This window comes from Halomonas sp. LS-001, from assembly GCF_052983955.1.
The window spans coordinates 3,204,097-3,224,724 of record NZ_CM129816.1 but is presented as its reverse complement, the minus strand read 5'-3'; the positions used below and the strand labels follow the sequence as shown (position 1 = coordinate 3,224,724).

Annotated in this window: 5 protein-coding genes; 4 read left to right on the top strand and 1 reads right to left on the bottom strand. The window is 55.0% G+C overall.

The genetic code is table 11. The features are described 5' to 3' along the window. The first annotated feature begins 117 nt into the window (after nucleotides 1–117). The 3 genes from dapA to purC all read left to right on the top strand — a co-directional run bounded on the left by dapA (nucleotide 118) and on the right by purC (nucleotide 2,877). Nucleotides 118–1,002: a 4-hydroxy-tetrahydrodipicolinate synthase gene (gene dapA / locus ACU6TU_RS14240; RefSeq protein ID WP_447142052.1), complete on the top strand. Its 885-nt coding sequence runs from the start codon at nucleotides 118–120 to the stop codon at nucleotides 1,000–1,002. A gap of 102 nt (nucleotides 1,003–1,104) precedes the next feature. Beyond that, nucleotides 1,105–2,082 carry a lipoprotein, NlpB gene (locus tag ACU6TU_RS14235; RefSeq protein ID WP_447142051.1) on the top strand — a complete coding sequence of 326 codons (978 nt, stop codon included), beginning with the start codon at nucleotides 1,105–1,107 and terminating at the stop codon, nucleotides 2,080–2,082. A gap of 78 nt (nucleotides 2,083–2,160) precedes the next feature. After that, a complete protein-coding gene (purC, locus tag ACU6TU_RS14230) occupies nucleotides 2,161–2,877 on the top strand; it encodes a phosphoribosylaminoimidazolesuccinocarboxamide synthase (RefSeq protein WP_447142050.1) in 717 nt (238 codons plus the stop codon). Between the two features lie 104 nt (nucleotides 2,878–2,981). Here the strand turns inward: purC and ACU6TU_RS14225 are convergent, their stop codons facing one another. Beyond that, nucleotides 2,982–3,722: a response regulator transcription factor gene (locus ACU6TU_RS14225; RefSeq protein WP_447142049.1), complete on the bottom strand. Its 741-nt coding sequence runs from the start codon at nucleotides 3,720–3,722 to the stop codon at nucleotides 2,982–2,984. 775 nt (nucleotides 3,723–4,497) lie between these two features. On the opposite strand from ACU6TU_RS14225, the gene ACU6TU_RS14220 reads away from it, so the two are divergent. Next, nucleotides 4,498–20,220 (top strand): YadA-like family protein, encoded by a 15,723-nt coding sequence (locus ACU6TU_RS14220; protein ID WP_447142048.1) that lies wholly within the window; start codon nucleotides 4,498–4,500, stop codon nucleotides 20,218–20,220. The last annotated feature ends 408 nt before the right edge of the window (nucleotides 20,221–20,628 follow it).

Here is a 20,628-nt window from a genome sequence, read left to right as displayed (position 1 = left end):
GTTACAATGGAACGATTTGGTTGAGACGGTTCAAAGAACAGTTCAAAGAACAGTTCAAAGAACAACACCCCGTCACGTGTGACGCACATATCATTTTTGCAGCTGAGGAATAAACGGATGATCACAGGCAGCATCGTCGCCCTTGCGACGCCGATGAAAGTCAATGGCGACATCGATTGGGAGGCGCTTCGTCGTCTGGTGAACTTTCATCTCGACAACGGCACTGACGCGATTGTGGCGGCAGGGACGACAGGCGAACCCACGACCATGTCGTTTGCCGAGCACTTTGACGTCATTCGCAGCGTGGTAGAGGAAGTTAACGGCCGGATTCCTGTCATTGCCGGAACCGGTGCCAATGCGACTTCCGAAGCAGTCGAACTGGCGCGCTATGCCGGTGAGGTTGGCGCAGATTACTGTCTGTCCGTGTGCCCGTATTACAATAAACCGACCCAGGAAGGCTTATACCAGCACTTCAAGGCGGTGGCTGAAGGCAGCAAACTGCCCGTTATTCTGTATAACGTGCCGGGGCGTACGGTGGCGGATCTTTATAATGAAACCGTGCTGCGTCTAGCTGACGTCGATAATATCATTGGTCTGAAAGACGCTACCGGCAACCTTGAACGTGCCGAAGATCTGATCGCTCGCCTCAAGGGCAGTGATTTCATGCTTTATTCCGGTGATGACGCGACTGCCTGTGACTTCATGCTGATGGGTGGGCATGGCGACATTTCGGTGACCGCCAACGTCGCCCCTAAAGCGATGCATGAGCTATGTTTGGCCGCTGTTAACGGTGATGCTGACAAAGCCCACCAGCTCAATACGCGTTTAATGCCACTGCACACCAATCTGGGGATTGAATCCAATCCGATTCCTGTTAAATGGGCGCTGAATCGAATGGGCTACGCAGACAAAGGTATTCGTTTGCCATTAACCTGGCTGTCCGAGAAATATCACGCCACAGTGAATGAAGCCATGCAGCTGGCTGGCGTCGTCGAAGAATGAACAAGTGACACAATCTTCAGATAAACAGCGATCCTGGCATGTTTTACGCCAGCCAGTGCTGGAGTGTGTCCGGTCCTTACTGTTAAACGTTAAGGTGGCATGATGAGTTCTGTGCTTGAAAAACGTGCGCTTAGATGGATACCGCTGGCACTGGCAACCGCTATGGTTGTGTCAGGCTGCGCGCGCGATGGTTTCTACCATGACCGTAATCTGGATTACGCCGATATCGAGCCGGGTGAACCGTTGATGCTCCCGGATACGCGTGACGTTCGACGCTACGGTGATGCACTGCCAATCCCCCGCGCCGGAAGTGTTGGTTCATCAGATGGGCCAGCGGAGGTGCGTCCACCACAGGCCATGCGAGTCGGCGGCAGCATGGAGGCGGAGTATGTCGAGCGTCGTGAAGTGGGCGATCAGACTTGGCTGGTTGTCGATGCCGCGCCTGCTGACGTCTGGCCTCAGCTTGAAGGTTTTGTGCGTAGCCGTGGTTTGAATGTCACGGCATTTGATGCCGCTCGTGGCCGCATCGATACGGATCAGGGTCAGTTCACTCTACAGCGTGCGTTACGCTCGGGCAGCAGTGAAGTGCGCTGTGAGCAAGGGGGCCGGGTTTCGGAAGGCTGCCTCGAGGCGCTGCAGAGCTATCTTGATGGCCGCAGTGCTACTGCCAGTGCGGCCTCCTGGCAGGCGCAGCGGATTGATGAAGGTGAGTCCTTAGCTTTCCGTCAGCAAAATGAAAACTGGGAGGTAGTCATTCCTCAGCCGGTTGATCGCGTATGGGCTGAAATCAATCATTTCATTCAGCAGGATTTTACCGTTGAAAATGAGCGTAACCTGCTTGCGGCCAATGCGGATGATTATACGTTTCTGGTTAACTATATGACGTTGAGCGAGCGTAACCGTAATCCGTTGCAAATCGTATTCAGTGCGGATGTTCGTCAGATGTCACAGGAAATCCGCTTAGCACTGGAGAGTCGCGGCGACCAGACCGTGTTGCGAGCCGTTAATGAAAGCGAACGGGCATTTACACCTGATGACCAACGTGAGCTGCTGGAGCGCATTGCGGGCTATCTACGCTAGTTCGTAACGCTCTGTGATATGACGGTTCATTGAGTGATTTAACCGATACATCAAGATTCCTCGCCCTTTGGAGCCTCCATGGAAAAGCGTCAAGAGCTATATGCCGGTAAGGCAAAATCCGTTTATACCACTGATGACCCTGATCTTCTGGTCATGCATTTTCGTGATGATACCAGTGCCTATAATGGCCTCAAAAAAGAGGCGTTGGCACGTAAAGGCATGGTTAACAATGTTTTTAATGCCTTCATCATGGCGCGTCTGGAAGAGGCGGGTATTTCCACTCACTTTGAAAAACGCCTGTCCGAGACAGAAAGCCTGGTCAAACGGATGGAAATGATTCCTGTGGAGTGCGTAATACGCAACATCGCTGCCGGTAGTCTGGTAAAACGTCTCGGGGTAGAAGAGGGCATGGCACTGACACCGCCGACCTTCGAGCTGTTTTTGAAAAACGATGCACAGGGCGACCCGATGATCAATGAGTCGCTGGCAGAGACATTCGGCTGGGCGACGCCAGAGCAGTTAAGTAAAATGAAGGACCTGACATTTAAGGTCAATCATGTGCTCAAGCAGTTATTTGCTGAAGGCGACATGCTTCTGGTTGATTACAAACTGGAATTTGGTCTTTTCAAGGGGCAGATTATTCTGGGCGATGAATTCTCTCCGGACGGTTGCCGACTATGGGATGCAAAAACTCGGGAGAAAATGGATAAAGACCGTTTCCGCCAAGGGTTAGGCGGAGTTATTGAAGCGTATGAAGAAGTGGGTAAACGTCTGGGGATACACTTTCCAACCTAACCCGTCATCAGAAAGCAAAACACCCCCTTGATCACCATGCGATGATCAAGGGGGTGTTTGCGTCTGGTGCGGGTCAAGGATCAGCTCTCACCGCAACCGCTTGTTTAATCTTCCTTGGTCTCTGCTTCCGGTTCGTCAATCGTCTGTAAGCGATAGCCATAGCCGTAGACAGATACCAGGTTCCAACCATGTTCCGACGTCAGCTTGAGCTTTTTGCGTACCCGGTGAATATGGACATCCAGTGTCCGTGTGTTGGGATCATTGCTACGTCCCCACACGTATTCATATAAATAAGAGCGTGACAGGGGGCTACCCAGCTGGTTGAGAAGCAAGAATGCCAGACGGAACTCCTGCCGTGTCAGGGCAACTTCCTCGCCATCCACATAAGCAACTTCACGGTTGGAGTTGAGCTTGATACGCCCGAACTCTAGTTCACTCTGTTGCGCCGTTGCAGAGGTGCGCAGGGAGCGTCGGCGTGTTGCTGCGTAAGCTCTCGCGGCCAGCTCACGTGGGCGAAAGGGCTTACTGATAAAGTCATCCGCGCCGGCATTGAGCGCTTCGATAATATCGCTTTCTTCCTGGCGCTGGGTCACTATTACAACCGCAGGTAGTGCTTCCAGATATTTTTTCATCCAGTCCAGCAGCCCTATGCCAGTACCGTCAGGCAGGTGCCAATCCAGAAACACCAGATCAAAAGTCTCTCGACTGGCAATGCGGATAAAGGCTTTGCCGGATTCGAACGACGTGATGTTGGCTTTGATGCCTCTTTCTTCAAAACCATCGAGCAGCGCTTTGTTAATGCGCTCAAGCACCACGGTGTCATCCTCTACAACTGCAATGCGCATAGGGTTATTTCCAAGTCAGTCTGATGAAAGCTGTATGTATCTTATCGTATCGCACGCCATTACAGGCAGCATGCATTAAAACACTCGTTCTTTTCTTCTCACCCCAGAGTATAGACCAGATTATAGGCGGTTAAACAGCTCATGTCTGACTACAGTGAGCGAGCTATGTTCCTTATGACAAGTAAGTGTCCTAGTAGTTGTGCTTTTGGTTAATTGTTTTTAATGATTTCCGGCATTAACGGCTGATGGTGCTCGTGAGCATAGAGTCTATTTAATCTCGGTTAGACTATCGGATTTCAACGGATAAGCTCTCCAGAGCTGTAAATGTATACATATCAGAAGAGCTTCTTACATAGCTGGCTAACTACTTGGGTTTGTTACTTCATTTCACTCATTTTCGACAACATACACGTTTCATTCTTTTCTCGCCACTGTTCCGATTTTTCAGTTCAACGCTCCCTCTTAACGTTAACGATGAGCATGCTTAGTAAAAGAAATATGTGTCATTTTTATTTTTTTCTTTTATTAACAATGTTTTAAGTGTTTTTCTCTCTTCTTGTGGCTGCCTGAGGCGATTTTTCGGGCCATGATCCTTCCATCTGTTTTACATTGTTTAAAAATTTGGCATCTTTTTTAAGGGTGTGCTAATTTTCTAACAATAATTGTAAATTATTATATCTTAAGAAGTTGTTTAGGCTTCGACTATCCACTTTCTTGCGTGATTTTACTGACGCTGGTGGGCCAGAGAGTCAGATGCGCCACGGAGATAAAAGCAATGAACAATATTTTTCGTCTTGTCTGGAATCGCACCTTGGGTCGTCTGGTTGTGACATCAGAAGCTGCTCGTTCGCGTAGCAAATCCTCGGTTACCGAAATAGAGGTTGGCGTTACCCCAGTGGTTGTGCCGTGGTCAGTTAAGTGCTGCGTACCCCCTTCTAGTAGCTGGCTGCCTCGGCTCGCCTTTATCGTTAGCGCGGTCGCCGCTACTTCTGGGTCATTGACGGCACAAGCTTTTGAGCTGAACGGAGGGGATGACTGTAATGGTAATGCGTCGCGTCATGCTATTGGCCAGGGATCAACGGCCTGTGCCGCTTTCGCAATAGCCTTTGGCAGTAATGCAAATGCGTCTGCAGCTGACACAATTGCCATAGGCAGAGGCTCGCAAGCCACTTTGGAAGGTGGTGTTGCGATAGGTGCTCAAGCGACCTACGAGGCGATAAACGGCATCGCAATTGGCTCAGGTGCAACGGCGTCAACTGGCGGCGTCTTTGCGCATATCCGCCAGGATGCTAATGGGGTTCTGGAAGCGACGATTGATGGCGTGGGTAACCCCGCAATGGCGATCGGTGGTGGTGCCAATGCGGCTTTTGGGGCGTCGGCATTAGGCCCCAATAGCACAGCCAGTGGTGGCAACTCCATGGCCTTTGGTGGTCAGTCTAAAGCTACTGAAGCCTCCGCTTTAGCATTTGGCCCGGCGGCTTATGCAACAGGGCTTCGCTCCACTGCCATCGGCTACCAGAGTGCCGCAGCAGCGACATACAGCATGGCCTTTGGTCCTGCATCAACCGCGACCGGCGAATATTCTCTGGCGTTTGGCGCCTCAGCGTCAGCCAGTGGGGAGGGGGCGTTGGCGATAGGTAGTTTCTCCAATAATGCTCAGGAGCTTGTTGATAATACCCAGGCTAAGGGGGATGACTCGATCGCGTTTGGTACCTCGGCTCAGGCAACCAGGATAAGTGCATTGGCCATTGGTACCAGGAGTTTTTCAGACGGACTAAGTGCACTGGCGATTGGTGAAGACGCCGAAGCTACCGCTAACAATGCTATTGCTATTGGTGGTGATGCTATCGCACGAGACATCGTCGTATCAGTTGATGCATTAGACGGCGCTAGTAACCCAAATGGATATACATTGGGTGATGATTTACCAACGACTGCTGTGGGAGCAGGTTCACAAGCCATTGCAGGGACGGCTATTGGGCACGATGCCGTAGCAGGCCAGGATATAGGGGCAACTACGAATACTGGGACTGCTATAGGTGCCGGCGCACAGGCGATCGGTAATGTTTCAATCGCTATTTCTCCGGCTGCTTATGCACCTGCCATTGCAGCAGGGCGTGGTGCCATTGCTCAGGGTTTTGATGCCCGCGCAAGTGGGAATGATACGATTGCAATAGGTAGCTTAGCTGAAGCTTCTGCCGAAAACGCTATTGCGATGGGGATTGATGCTGAAGCGTCTGCTACCAATGCCATTGCTATGGGTAAAGGGGCGATTGCTTCAGGCGCACAAAGCATAAGTATTGGTTTCGAAAATGAGGTGTCCGGAGTAGGATCAGGTGCCATTGGTGACCCTAATATTATTACGGGTACAGGTAGTTATGCCCTGGGTAACGACAACACCATTGATGCAGATAATGCCGGCGCCTTTGGTAATGACAATACTCTGACAGCAGCGGCAGATGGCAGTCGTGTTGTGGGTAATACTAATACGGTTAGCAGTATAGATGCTTTAGCCTTAGGTAATCGCAATACGGCTTCCGGTGAAGGGGCTGTCGTCATTGGGCGAGATTCCATCGCAAGCGGCCTGCAATCTTTTGCGGCGGGTGATCAAGCCGAAGCCACAGGGCAGGATGCACTGGCAATTGGTACAGCATCAGATTCACTCGGTTTAAGCTCAACGGCCTTTGGCCGTGGCGCATGGGCGTTAGATGATTATTCAGCCGCTTTTGGTGCCGAAACCACGGCTACTGGTATTCAATCCACTGCTATAGGTAGTTTTTCTGAAGCTACACTGGATCAGAGCGTCGCATTAGGCTCTGGTTCAATAGCGGATACCGCTGCAGGTATCAATGGCTACATTCCTTTTGGCGCGACAGCGGCTGATACCACCGCTATCAATAATACGATAGCAACCCGCGCGGCGGTTGATGTGGGAAGCCGTCAGATTACCAGTGTAGCCGCCGGTACTGAGGATGATGATGCCGTCAACGTCAGTCAGCTGATTGCTGCACAGTCTGACGTTGCTGCGGGCACGAATATTGCCGATGTGACGGCAAGCGAAAATCCCGATGGTGGAACCATCTACACCGTCAATGCGAATGGCGCGAGTGTCAGTGCTGGAGACGGGGTGGATGTCACGCCCGCTGGCCCGGATGCCAACAACGTCACCGATTATGAAGTGGCGCTTAACCAGGCCACCAAGGACAGCTTGACGCTGGCCGACACCTCGCTGCAGGAAGTGGTGACCCAGGTTGACGGCACGGATGTTAAAACCCTGACGAAAGGGGATAACAACGCCAACTTCGTCTCAGGCAAGAACATTGCGCTCAGTGATGACGGAGCAGACGGCATTGAAGTCGCCACCCTGGACAACGTCATTTTTACCGATGTACAGACCAACACCCTGACCGCAGGGCCGGTCAGCATTGACGCGGCGGGCATGGATGCCGGTAACACCACCATCAGCAATGTTGCCGATGGGGTGAATCCGCAGGATGCGGTCAACCTGAGCCAGCTGGATACTGCCGCTGCCGCCTCAAAGACCGAAGTCACCGGCGGTACCAATATCGCCAGCGTGAATAAGACCACCGGCGCAGATGGCCAGGACATCTACGAAATCGACGCCGATGGGGCGAGTGTCAGTGCCGGAGACGGAGTGGATGTCACCCCCGCTGGCCCGGATGCCAACAACGTCACCGATTATGAAGTGGCGCTTAACCAGGCCACCAAGGACAGCCTGACGCTGGCCGACACCTCGCTGCAGGAAGTGATCACCCAGGTTGACGGTGTCGACGTTAAAACGATCGACCAGAACGATAACGTCGCCAATTTTATCAGCGGCCAGAACATTGAACTGAGCGACGACGGCGGCGCGATTGAAATTGCCACTAGCGCCGATCTTATCGCTGACAGCCTGACGATCAACAACGGCCCCACCCTCAATGACAACGGCATTGATATGGGTGGCGATACCATCACCAATCTGGGCGACCCTGTGAATGGGGGGGATGCGGTTAATCTTGATTACTTTGATGAAAACCGCACTCGTTACTACAGCGTCAACGACAATGGCACCATCCAAGGCAATTATGATAACGACGGTGCTACAGGTGTTAACGCACTAGCCGCAGGCACTAATGCTACAGCAGCTAGTGACAATTCAGTGGCGATGGGTAACGGTGCCACAACGCAAACATTCGGGCCTGGGCAAGTCGCTATTGGCGACAATGCCACGACCTTTGGCCAAGGTGAAGTTGCCATTGGTAGTAATACTCAAACTAATGGCTCAGGCAATGTGGCTATCGGTGATGGCGCTAAAACCTCGACATTCGGCGGGATAAACGGCGTTGCACTGGGTAAAGGTGCTGATGTATCCAGCGATGGTAGTGTTGCACTGGGCTCTGGCTCAATTGCAGATGGTAGCACGCTTGGAACAGCGGCCTACCAGCCTCTGGATATTGATGGCAACCCGATTGCCGTCGCAGCACCTACAGCGGATAGTGAAGCTTCAGTAGGTAGCGCCGGTGACGAGCGCCGTATCACCAACGTTGCCGCTGGTGCAACTGATACCGATGCGGTCAACGTGAGCCAGCTGAAGGCAGTCAATGAGCAGGCGACAACGCCGCTGACCTTTGCGGGTGATGCGGGCACGGGCTTTGATCGCAAGCTGGGTGAGCAGGTCAATATCGTCGGTGGTGCCGATGCCAGTGGCAATACCAATATCACCACCCAAGGAGATGGCACGGATACGCTCGAAATCGTCATGACCGACCAGCCGCAGTTTGGCGATATCACGGTCAATACCGGCGGTGGGGCGACCATCAATGAGCTGAGTAATCTCACGTTCGACCCGAACAACTTCACCTCTGGCCAGGCGGCAACGGAAGATCAGCTCAAGCTGGTCAGCGATGTGGCCAATACCGGCTGGGATGTGCAGACCAATGGCGATGCATCTTCAAATGTCGCACCGGGAGATACGGTACAGTTCCTCAATGGTCAGAACATCGAGATTACCCGCAACGACAAGGACATTACCGTTGCCACGGCCGACAACGTTATCTTCACCGATGTACAGACCGACACCCTGACGGCAGGCCCGGTCAGCATTGACGCGGCGGGCATTGATGCGGGCAACACCTCCATCTCCAATGTAGCGCCCGGCGCCCTTGGCACTGATGCGGTCAACGTGGATCAGCTGGATGCTGCGGCGGCGGCCTCGAAGACCGAGGTCACCGGCGGCACCAATATCGCCAGCGTGAATCAAACCACCGGCGCAGATGGCCAGGACATCTACGAAATCGACGCCAATGGGGCGAGTGTCAGTGCCGGAGACGGTGTGGATGTCACGCCCGCTGGCCCGGATGCCAACAATGTCACCGACTACGCAGTGGCCCTGAATCAGGCCACTAAAGATAGCTTGGGCCTGGCCGACACGTCGTTGCAGGAAGTTGTCACCCAGATTGACGGCACAGCGGTCAAGACGATTGATCAGAACGACAACGTTGCCAATTTCGTCACTGGCCAGAATATCGCGTTAAGCGATGACGGGGCGGGTGGCATCGAGATTGCCACAGTGGATTCTCCACAGTTCGGTAATGTGACGATTAACACCGCGAATGGCGACACCATCAACAACCTGAGCAACACCACCTTTGATCCGGATAACTTCACTTCCGGCCAGGCTGCCAGTGAGGATCAGCTCAAGCAGGTGAGCGATATTGCCAATACGGGTTGGGATGTACAGACCAACGGCGACGCGGCCACCAATGTGGCTCCCGGTGACACGGTCCAGTTCCTGGATGGTAAAAACATTGATATCACTCGTAACGGCACGGATATCACGGTCGCCACGGCGGATGATGTAAACTTCGACAGTATCAACATCACCAACGGCCCGACGTTAAACGATAACGGCATTGATATGGGCGGCGATACCATCACCAACCTGGGAGATCCGATCAACAATACTGATGCTGCGAACAGACAGTATGTCGATGATAATCGTGTTCGCTACTATAGCGTTAATGATGTACCCACGAATCAAGCCAACTTTAATAATGACGGTGCCACGGGTGCCAATGCCATGGCAGCCGGTGTGGCAGCCAGTGCCACCGAAGACAATGCCACTGCCGTGGGTACATCTGCCGCCGCTACCGGTTCTGGCTCAACCGCCATTGGCTATGCATCCAAGGCGCAGGGCGCCAACAGTTTTGCCTTAGGTGAAAATGCCACCTCTGCTGCCGAAAACAGTCTGGCCATGGGAGCGGATTCTACCGCCAATACCCGTTTTTCAACGGCAATTGGTCGTGCCACTAATGCTCAGGGGCAAGGGTCCATCGCGCTGGGAGGAGGGACCGCTGCCGATGCAGCGAATGCTACCGGCACCGGTGCCATTGCTATTGGGGGTTATGGTGCTGCAGGTAGAGGTGGTGCGAACGCCAATCAGAACTACGCCGTTGCTTTGGGTAGTGGTGCACAAGCCGCTGCCAGCGAAGGTGATGTTGCCTTGGGTAGCGGTTCGCAAACCGCCGCTGCCTCGCCGGTGTCTCAAGCGACAGTTGGCAGCACGACGTATGGTGGCTTTGCTGGTAGTGCTCCCACCAGCGTTGTCAGCGTGGGAAGTGCTGGGGCTGAACGACAAATCACCAATGTTGCTGCCGGGCGTATCACAAACACCAGTACGGATGCTATCAACGGCAGTCAGCTGTTCAGTGTGATTGATACCGGTTTCAATATCGCCGCTGATAACGGGGCAGATGACACCGTTAGACTCGGGGAAACCGTCAACTATACCAACGATGACGGTAACCTGGTTGCCACGGTGCGCGACAACGAAATTGTGTATGACCTGGCGGATACGATTGATGTTGACACTATCAATATCACCAATGGCCCGACGCTGAACGACAGCGGCATCGATATGGGTGGCGATACCATCACCAACCTGGGCGACCCCGTTAATCAAGGGGATGCCCTCAATCTCAGATACTTTGACGAAAACCGCACCCGCTATTACAGCGTTAATGACGGTGGCACCATCGGTAGTAACTTCAACAACGACGGCGCGACCGGCCTGAACGCGATTGCCAGTGGCGTGGATGCCAGTGCCAGCGGTGATGGCGCGGTGGCCATGGGCTTTGGGGCGAGTGCGCCGATTCGTGACAGCCTCGCGCTTGGCAGCGGCTCAGTGGTGGACCGTGCTCTGGCCCCGGATTCCGGCTTTATTCCGGCGGGCTCGGCCACCATCGAATTCAACACCACGGATAAAGAGCTGCTAGGCGCGATCTCGGTGGGTGATAACGACTCCTACCGCCAGATCACCAACGTCGCTGATGGTACCCAGGCGCAGGACGCCGTCACCGTCCGCCAGCTGCAAGGCGCGGTGGGGTCGGTCGTGGAATCCGGCACCAAATACTTCCGGGCCAACTCCACCCAGCCGGATGCCGCGGCAGTGGGCGAAGACAGCATTGCGGTAGGCCCGACCACGGTCACCAATGGCGACAATGGCATCGGCATGGGTAACGGCGCGATTGTCGGCCAGATGGCCCCCGGCGGTACCGCGATTGGTAACAATGCCGAAGTGCTGCTTTCCGATGGCATGGCGCTGGGTACCAATGCCCGTTCCGAAGCGCAGCAGGGCATTGCTCTGGGTGCCGGTGCCACGGTGAGTCACGACCAGAGCGTGGCGCTGGGCAGTAACAGCACCACTGAGGAAGCGGTTGGCACCAGTAGCGTCACTATCGCCGGTGACACTTACACCTTCGCAGGCACCACGCCGGACAGCACCGTAAGTGTGGGCAGTGCGGGCAATGAACGTACGCTGACGAATGTGGCAGCAGGCCGCGTGAACGAAACCAGCACTGATGCGATTAACGGCAGTCAGTTATTTGCCTCCAATCAAGCGATTGAAGAAGTCAGCAAAGTGGCCAACACAGGCTGGAATGTTCAGGCCAACGGCGATACCGCCACCAACGTGGCCCCTGGCGATACGGTTCAGTTCCTTGATGGCAAGAATATCGCTATCACTCGTAACGGCACGGATATCACGGTTGCCACGGCGGATGATGTGGACTTCGATAGCGTTACCATCACCAACGGCCCGACGCTGAACGATAACGGCATCGATATGGGCGGCGATACCATCACCAACCTCGGTGACCCGGTCAACAACACCGATGCCGCCAACAAGCAGTATGTCGACCAGACCGAAACCGACCTGATCAACCTCGGCATGAGTTTCACCGGCAATGACGCCACGGCAGGCGATGTTCAGCGCAATCTCGGGGAAACCCTGGCGATTACCGGTGAGGCCACCGCCGCTGGCACCTACAGCGGCACCAACCTGCGGACGGTGACAGACCCGGCCAGTGGTGCCATCAAGCTGGAGATGGCAGATTCGCCGCAGTTCGGCAACGTGACCATTAACGAAGGTGGCGGCGACACCATCAACAACCTGAGCAACACGACGTTTGATCCGGATAACTTCACTTCCGGCCAGGCCGCCAGTGAAGATCAGCTCAAGCAGGTGAGCGATATCGCCAACACGGGTTGGGATGTACAGACCAACGGCGACGTGGCCACCAATGTGGCCCCCGGCGATACCGTCCAGTTCCTGGATGGTAAGAACGTTGATATCACTCGTAACGGCACGGATATCACGGTCGCCACGGCGGATGATGTGGATTTTGATAGCGTCACCATCACCAACGGCCCGACACTGAACGATAACGGCATCAATATGAACGGCGACACCATTACCAACCTGGGTGATCCGGTCAACAACACTGATGCCGCCAACAAGCAGTATGTCGACCAGACCGAAACCGATCTGATCAACCTCGGCATGAGTTTTACCGGCAATGACGCCACGGCAGGCGATGTTCAGCGCAATCTCGGGGAAACCCTGGCGATTACCGGTGAGGCCACCGCCGCTGGCACCTACAGCGGCACCAACCTGCGGACGGTGACAGACCCGGCCAGTGGTGCCATCAAGCTGGAAATGGCAGATTCGCCACAGTTCGGCAACGTGACCATTAACGAAGGTGGTGGTGACACCATCAACAACCTGAGCAACACCACCTTTGATCCGGATAACTTCACTTCCGGCCAGGCCGCCAGTGAAGATCAGCTCAAGCAGGTGAGCGATATCGCCAACACGGGTTGGGATGTACAGACCAACGGCGACGTGGCCACCAATGTGGCCCCCGGCGATACCGTCCAGTTCCTGGATGGCAAGAACGTTGATATCACTCGCAATGGCACGGATATCACGGTCGCCACGGCGGATGATGTGGACTTCGATAGCGTCAACATCACCGACGGCCCGACGCTGAACGACAACGGCATCGATATGGACGGCGACACCATCACCAACCTGGGCGATCCCGTTAATGAAGGGGATGCCCTTAATCTCAGGTACTTCGACGCCAACCGGACCCGCTACTACAGCGTTAATGACGGCGGCACCATCGGTGGCAACTTCAACAACGACGGCGCCACGGGCCTGAACGCCATTGCCAGTGGCGTGGATGCCATTGCCAGTGGTGATGGCGCGGTGGCCATGGGCTTTGGGGCGAGTGCCCCGATTCGCGATAGCCTGGCGCTAGGCAGCGGCTCAGTGGTGGACCGTGCTCTGGCGCCGGTGAGCGGTTTTATTCCTGCCAATGGCGCGACGATTGAATTCAATACTACGGATAAAGAGCTGCTAGGCGCGATCTCGGTGGGCGATAACGACTCCTACCGTCAGATCACTAATGTGGCCGATGGTACCCAGGCGCAGGACGCCGTCACCGTTCGCCAGCTCCAAGGCGCGGTGGGGTCGGTCGTGGAATCCGGCACCAAATACTTCCGTGCCAACTCCACCCAGCCGGATTCGGCAGCGGTGGGCGAAGACAGCATTGCAGTCGGCCCGACCACGGTCACCAATGGCGACAACGGCATCGGCATGGGTAACGGCGCGATTGTCGGCCAGATGGCCCCCGGCGGTACCGCGATTGGTAACAATGCCGAAGTGCTGCTTTCCGACGGCATGGCGCTGGGCACCAATGCCCGCTCCGAAGCGCAGCAGGGTATTGCCCTGGGCGCCGGTGCCACGGTCAGCCACGACCAGAGCGTGGCGCTGGGCAGTAACAGCACCACTGACGAAGCGGTGGGTACCGCAGATGTCACGCTGGCAGGCACGACCTACAATTTTGCCGGTACCACGCCGGACAGCACCGTGAGTGTGGGCAGCGCAGGCAATGAACGCACGCTGACCAACGTGGCAGCAGGTCGCGTGAGCGAAACCAGCACCGATGCGATTAACGGCAGCCAGTTATTTGCCTCCAATCAAGCCATTGAAGAAGTCAGTAAAGTGGCCAACACGGGCTGGAATGTTCAGGCCAACGGCGATACCGCCACCAATGTCGCCCCTGGAGATACCGTCCAGTTCCTGGATGGCAGCAACGTCGAAATTACCCGCAATGGTGCGGATATCAGCGTGGCCATGGTGGATTCTCCACAGTTCGGTAATGTAACGATTAATACCGCTGGCAACGACACCATCAACAACCTGAGCAACACCACCTTTGATCCGGATAACTTCACTTCCGGCCAGGCCGCCAGTGAAGATCAGCTCAAACAAGTAAGCGATGTTGCCAACGCAGGCTGGAATCTGACTGCCAATGGCGAAGCCACAGGCGAAAACATCGCCCCCGGCGAAACCGTTGACTTCACCGAGGGTGACAATATTGCCATCACGCGGACGGGTAACAGTATCGAAGTGGCGACGACACCAACCCTGACGGCCGACAGCCTTACCATTAACGGTGGCCCAGTGATCAATAACGCTGGTATCAATATGGGCGGCAATGTCATCACCAATCTGGGTGATGGTGTTGCTGATGGCGATGCCGTCAATGTCAGTCAATTAAAAGCGGCTGAAACGGAAGTGGCGGCGGGTACCAATGTTGCCAACGTAGTGGAAACTACTGGTACGGATGGCCAGAGCATTTATACAGTTAACGCTGATGGTACTACGGTAAGCGCAGGTTCAAACGCGGTGGCAATCACGCCAACAGGTCCTGATGGCAACAACGTTACCGACTATGCGGTAGACCTCAGCCAAGATAGCAAAGACAGCCTGATTCTGGCGGATACTGCGCTGCAGGAAGTTGTCACCCAGATTGACGGCACAGCGGTCAAGACGATTGACCAGAACGACAACGTCGCCAATTTCGTGACCGGCCAGAATATCGCGTTAAGCGATGACGGGGCGGGCGGTATTGAGATTGCCACAGTGGATTCCCCACAGTTCGGTAATGTAACGGTTAATACCGCTGGCAACGACACCATCAATAACCTGAGCAACACGACGTTTGACCCGGATAACTTCACTTCCGGCCAGGCCGCCAGTGAAGATCAGCTCAAACAGGTGAGCGATATCGCCAACACCGGCTGGGATGTACAGACCAATGGCGACGTGGCCACCAATGTGGCCCCCGGCGATACCGTCCAGTTCCTGGATGGCAAGAACGTTGATATTACTCGCAATGGCACGGATATCACGGTCGCCACGGCGGATGATGTGGACTTCGATAGCGTCACCATCACCAATGGCCCGACGCTGAACGACAGCGGCATCGATATGGGCGGCGATACCATCACCAGCCTGGGCGATCCTGTTAATGAAGGGGATGCCCTCAACCTTAGATACTTCGATGCCAACCGCACCCGCTACTATAGCGTTAATGACGGCGGCATCATCGGTGGCAACTTCAACAACGATGGCGCGACCGGCCTGAACGCGATTGCCAGTGGGGTTAACGTCACGGCCAGCGGTGATGGCGCGGTGGCCATGGGCTTTGGTGCCAGTGCGCCGATTCGCGATAGCCTCGCGCTCGGTAGCGGCTCAGTGGTAGACCGTGCATTGGCACCGGTGAGCGGTTTTATTCCTGCCAATGGCGCGACGATTGAATTCAACACCACGGATAAAGAGCTGCTCGGCGCGATCTCGGTGGGCGATAACGACTCCTACCGTCAGATCACCAACGTCGCGGATGGTACCGAGGCGCAGGACGCCGTGACGGTTCGCCAGTTGCAAGGCGCGGTGGGGTCGGTCGTGGAATCCGGCACCAAATACTTCCGCGCCAACTCCACCCAGCCGGATGCCGCAGCAGTGGGCGAAGACAGCATTGCGGTCGGGCCGACCACGGTCACCAATGGCGACAACGGCATCGGCATGGGTAACGGCGCGATTGTCGGCCAGATGGCCCCCGGCGGTACCGCGATTGGTAATAATGCCGAAGTGCTGCTTTCCGACGGCATGGCGCTGGGCACCAATGCCCGTTCTGAAGCGCAGCAGGGCATTGCCCTGGGCGCTGGTGCCACGGTGAGTCACGACCAGAGCGTAGCGCTGGGCAGTAACAGCACCACTGAAGAAGCGGTGGGCACCAGTGACGTCACCATCGCCGGTGACACCTACACCTTCGCAGGTACCACACCTGACAGCACCGTGAGTGTGGGCAGCGCAGGTAATGAACGCACGCTGACCAACGTGGCAGCAGGCCGCGTGAGCGAAACCAGCACTGATGCGATTAACGGCAGCCAGTTATTTGCCTCCAACCAGGCCATTGAAGAAGTCAGCAAAGTGGCCAACACGGGTTGGAATGTTCAGGCCAACGGCGATACCGCCACCAACGTGGCCCCTGGGGATACGGTTCAGTTCCTGGATGGCAGTAATGTCGAAATTACCCGCAATGGTGCGGATATCAGCGTGGCCATGGTGGCATCTCCGCAGTTCGGCAACGTAACGGTTAATACCGCTGGCAACGACACCATCAATAACCTGAGCAACACGACGTTTGACCCAGATAACTTCACTTCCGGCCAGGCCGCTAGTGAAGATCAGCTCAAACAAGTAAGCGATGTTGCCAACGCAGGCTGGAATCTGACCGCCAACGGCGAAGCCACAGGCGAAAACATCGCCCCCGGCGAAACCGCTGACTTCACCGAGGGCGACAATATTGCCATCACGCGGACGGGCAACAGTATCGAAGTGGCGACGACACCAACCCTGACGGCCGACAGCCTTACCATTAACGGTGGCCCAGTGATCAATAACGCTGGCATCAATATGAATGGCGACACCATCACCAACCTGGGTGATCCGGTCAACAACACCGATGCCGCCAACAAGCAGTATGTCGACCAGGCCGAAATCGACCTGATCAACCTGGGCATGAGTTTCACCGGCAATGATGCCACGGCAGGCGATGTTCAGCGCAATCTCGGGGAAACCCTGGCGATTACCGGTGAGGCCACCGCCGCTGGCACCTACAGTGGCACTAACCTGCGGACGGTGACAGACCCGGCCAGCGGCGCGATTAAACTGGAAATGGCAGATTCGCCGCAGTTCGGCAACGTGACCATTAACGAAGGTGGCGGCGACACCATCAACAACCTGAGCAACACGACGTTTGATCCGGATAACTTCACTTCCGGCCAGGCGGCCAGTGAAGATCAGCTCAAACAGGTGAGCGATATCGCCAACACGGGCTGGGATGTACAGACCAATGGCGACGTGGCCACCAATGTGGCCCCCGGCGATACCGTCCAGTTCCTGGATGGTAAAAACATTGATATCACTCGCAATGGCACGGATATCACGGTCGCCACGGCGGATGATGTGGACTTCGATAGCGTCACCATCACCAACGGCCCGTCGCTGAACGACAACGGCATCAATATGGGCGGCGACACCATCACCAGCCTGGGCGATCCTGTTAATGAAGGGGATGCCCTCAACCTTAGATACTTCGATGCCAACCGCACCCGCTACTATAGCGTTAATGACGGCGGCATCATCGGTGGCAACTTCAACAACGATGGCGCGACCGGCCTGAACGCGATTGCCAGTGGCGTGGATGCCAGTGCCAGTGGTAATGGCGCGGTGGCGATGGGCTTTGGGGCGAGTGCGCCGATTCGTGACAGTCTGGCGCTAGGTAGTGGCTCAGTGGTGGATCGTGCCTTGGCACCCGTGAGTGGTTTTATTCCTGCCAATGGCGCGACGATTGAATTCAACACCACGGATAAAGAGCTGCTCGGTGCGATCTCGGTGGGCGATAACGACTCCTACCGTCAGATCACTAATGTGGCCGATGGTACCCAGGCGCAGGACGCTGTCACCGTTCGCCAGCTGCAAGGCGCGGTGGGGTCGGTCGTGGAATCCGGCACCAAATACTTCCGCGCCAACTCCACCCAGCCGGATGCCGCGGCAGTGGGCGAAGACAGTATTGCAGTCGGGCCGACCACGGTCACCAATGGCGACAACGGCATCGGCATGGGTAACGGCGCGATTGTGGGCCAGATGGCCCCCGGCGGTACCGCGATTGGTAACAATGCCGAAGTGCTGCTTTCCGACGGCATGGCGCTGGGTACCAATGCCCGTTCCGAAGCGCAGCAGGGCATTGCACTGGGCGCCGGTGCCACAGTGAGTCATGATCAGAGTGTGGCGCTGGGCAGTAACAGCACCACTGACGAAGCGGTGGGTACCGCAGATATTACTCTGGCAGGCACGACCTACAATTTTGCAGGCACCACGCCGGACAGCACCGTGAGTGTGGGCAGTGCAGGCAATGAACGTACGCTGACCAACGTGGCAGCAGGTCGAGTAAGCGAAACCAGCACCGATGCGATTAACGGCAGCCAGTTATTTGCCTCTAACCAGGCCATTGAAGAAGTCAGCAAAGTAGCCAACACGGGCTGGAACTTGAGCACGCAGGATCAAAGTGCAGAAAATATAGCGCCGAACGGTGAAGTCAATCTGCGCAATGAGGATGGCAACCTGAGCATTACTCAAGCAACCTCGAATGGCCGTGAGGAGGTGACGTTTGCACTGGCCAGCGATATTACGATTGATAACAGCCTGACAGTGGGCGCTGATGGCCCCGAAATCAGTGAAACCGGCATCACCAATCTGGCACCTGGGGAAATTTCCGAGCAAAGCACGGACGCCATCAATGGCTCTCAACTCTATGAAACCAACGAATGGTTGCAGAACCTGGATAACAGCGTGACCAATATTGTGGGCGATGTAGCCAACGGTCAGGGAATTCGCTACGTGCGTACCAACGATGATGGCTTACCACTAAGTGATGCCTTTGCTCAGGCGCAAGGCTCGACAGCCGTGGGCTATGAGGCAGAAGCCAGTGCCGACCGTTCTCTGGCTCTAGGGTATCAGGCGATGGCGGCCCACCAGGGGAGTATCGCATTGGGTGAGGGTGCCCGCACAGATGAAGCCGTAGGAACGGCAACCATTGAGATTGGTGGAGAAACCTATACCTTTGCCGGTATCAGCCCATTGGCCACGGTCAGCGTAGGCAGCCCTGGGGCTGAGCGCACGATGACCAACGTCGCGGCAGGGCGTATTAACGCCAATAGCACCGATGCAATAAATGGCAGCCAGCTGTACATCACCAATCAGGTGTTGGAAGGGCTGAATAACCGCGTAAACAGCATTGAAACCAATGTTGCCGATATTAATACACAGATTGAGGAAGGGGATATCTTGGCAGGCGGCGAAGGTATCCAATACAACAAAAACGACGATGGTGAGACAGATCCCAGTTCTATCACCCTGGAAGGTGATGGTGGTACGACAATCACCAATGTGGCGAACGGTAAACTATCACCGGATAGTTCCGATGCTGTGACAGGCGGACAGCTTTATCAAACCAATACCCAGACAGCGTCTAATACGACCAATATCGCCAGTAACAGCGATAAAATCGCCGGTAATACCACTCAGATTGCAGGCAATTCGGTGAAAATAGACGAAAATGCGGGCAATATCGCCAGCAATACAGCCCAGATTAATACCAATACCGACAGTATTGCCGATCTTGGCGAAACGGTAGATAAAGGCCTTAATTTTGGCGCCGATGAAGGCGACGTCGTAAATCGCCAACTGGGTGATACTGTCGCGATCACTGGTGATGACAACATTACCACCCGTACCACAGGAGATGGTGTTCAGGTCACTCTTAACAATGAGCTGGCTGTTGACAGTATTACGACGGGAAACACGACTATGGATAACAGTGGTGTCCGGATAGAAGGCGGCCCGAGCATGACTCAGGGCGGTATCGATATGAATGGCACTCGGTTGTCTAATCTTGCTCCCGGTGAAGCGGATGGTGATGCCGTTAACATGAGCCAGATGCGTGCTCTAGGTCAGCAATTCCAGGGGGAAATTAATAACGTCAACAACCGCCTGGATAGCGTGGAACGTGATGCTAACGCAGGCACCGCAAGTGCTCTGGCCGCCAGTTCCGTGCCTCAGGCATGGCGCTCAGGAGAGAGCATGATTGCGGTGGGGGCTGGTACCTATGGTGGAGAATCTGCGGTTTCCGTAGGGGTTTCCCGTCTTTCCGATAACGGCCGCTGGATTATTCAAGGCAAGGTCACCGGAGACTCGCAGAATAACTTCGGTGCAGGCGTGGGGGCCGGTTGGCACTGGTAGACAACCCCGCCTTTTCACACCTATCAGGTAAACCCATCGCTTAACGCGGCCTTTATTGGCCGCTTACCACAGTAAACAGAAGCCAGCCCGTCTCCGACGGTGCTGGCTTTTTTTGCGCATGTCTAAATCACCTTGCTACTCACACCTCACACCTCACACCTCTCATTAAGCCGCCTCTTTATATTGTTAAATATCGTAACAAAATGAAAGCAATGTGTTTTTAATAATATATTACAAATAAGAACCCAGTGAATTAGGGTTTTATTATTAACAATAGTTTCATGCGATTGTGGATGTTTTGCTTAAGTGTCATGAATGACAGTAAGAAAAATTCAGCGGCGGGAAAACGCAACCGAACGCATAAAAATCAGCGATTTCCTGACGGCTAAATCACCAGTTTATCGGTAG

Bases quoted from the DNA above. Each gene is read 5' to 3' on its own strand.
- dapA (WP_447142052.1), top strand. From the start codon at position 118: ATGATCACAGGCAGCATCGTCGCCCTTGCGACGCCGATGAAAGTCAAT.
- ACU6TU_RS14235 (WP_447142051.1), top strand. From the start codon at position 1,105: ATGAGTTCTGTGCTTGAAAAACGTGCGCTTAGATGGATACCGCTGGCA.
- purC (WP_447142050.1), top strand. From the start codon at position 2,161: ATGGAAAAGCGTCAAGAGCTATATGCCGGTAAGGCAAAATCCGTTTAT.
- ACU6TU_RS14225 (WP_447142049.1), bottom strand. From the start codon at position 3,722: ATGCGCATTGCAGTTGTAGAGGATGACACCGTGGTGCTTGAGCGCATT.
- ACU6TU_RS14220 (WP_447142048.1), top strand. From the start codon at position 4,498: ATGAACAATATTTTTCGTCTTGTCTGGAATCGCACCTTGGGTCGTCTG.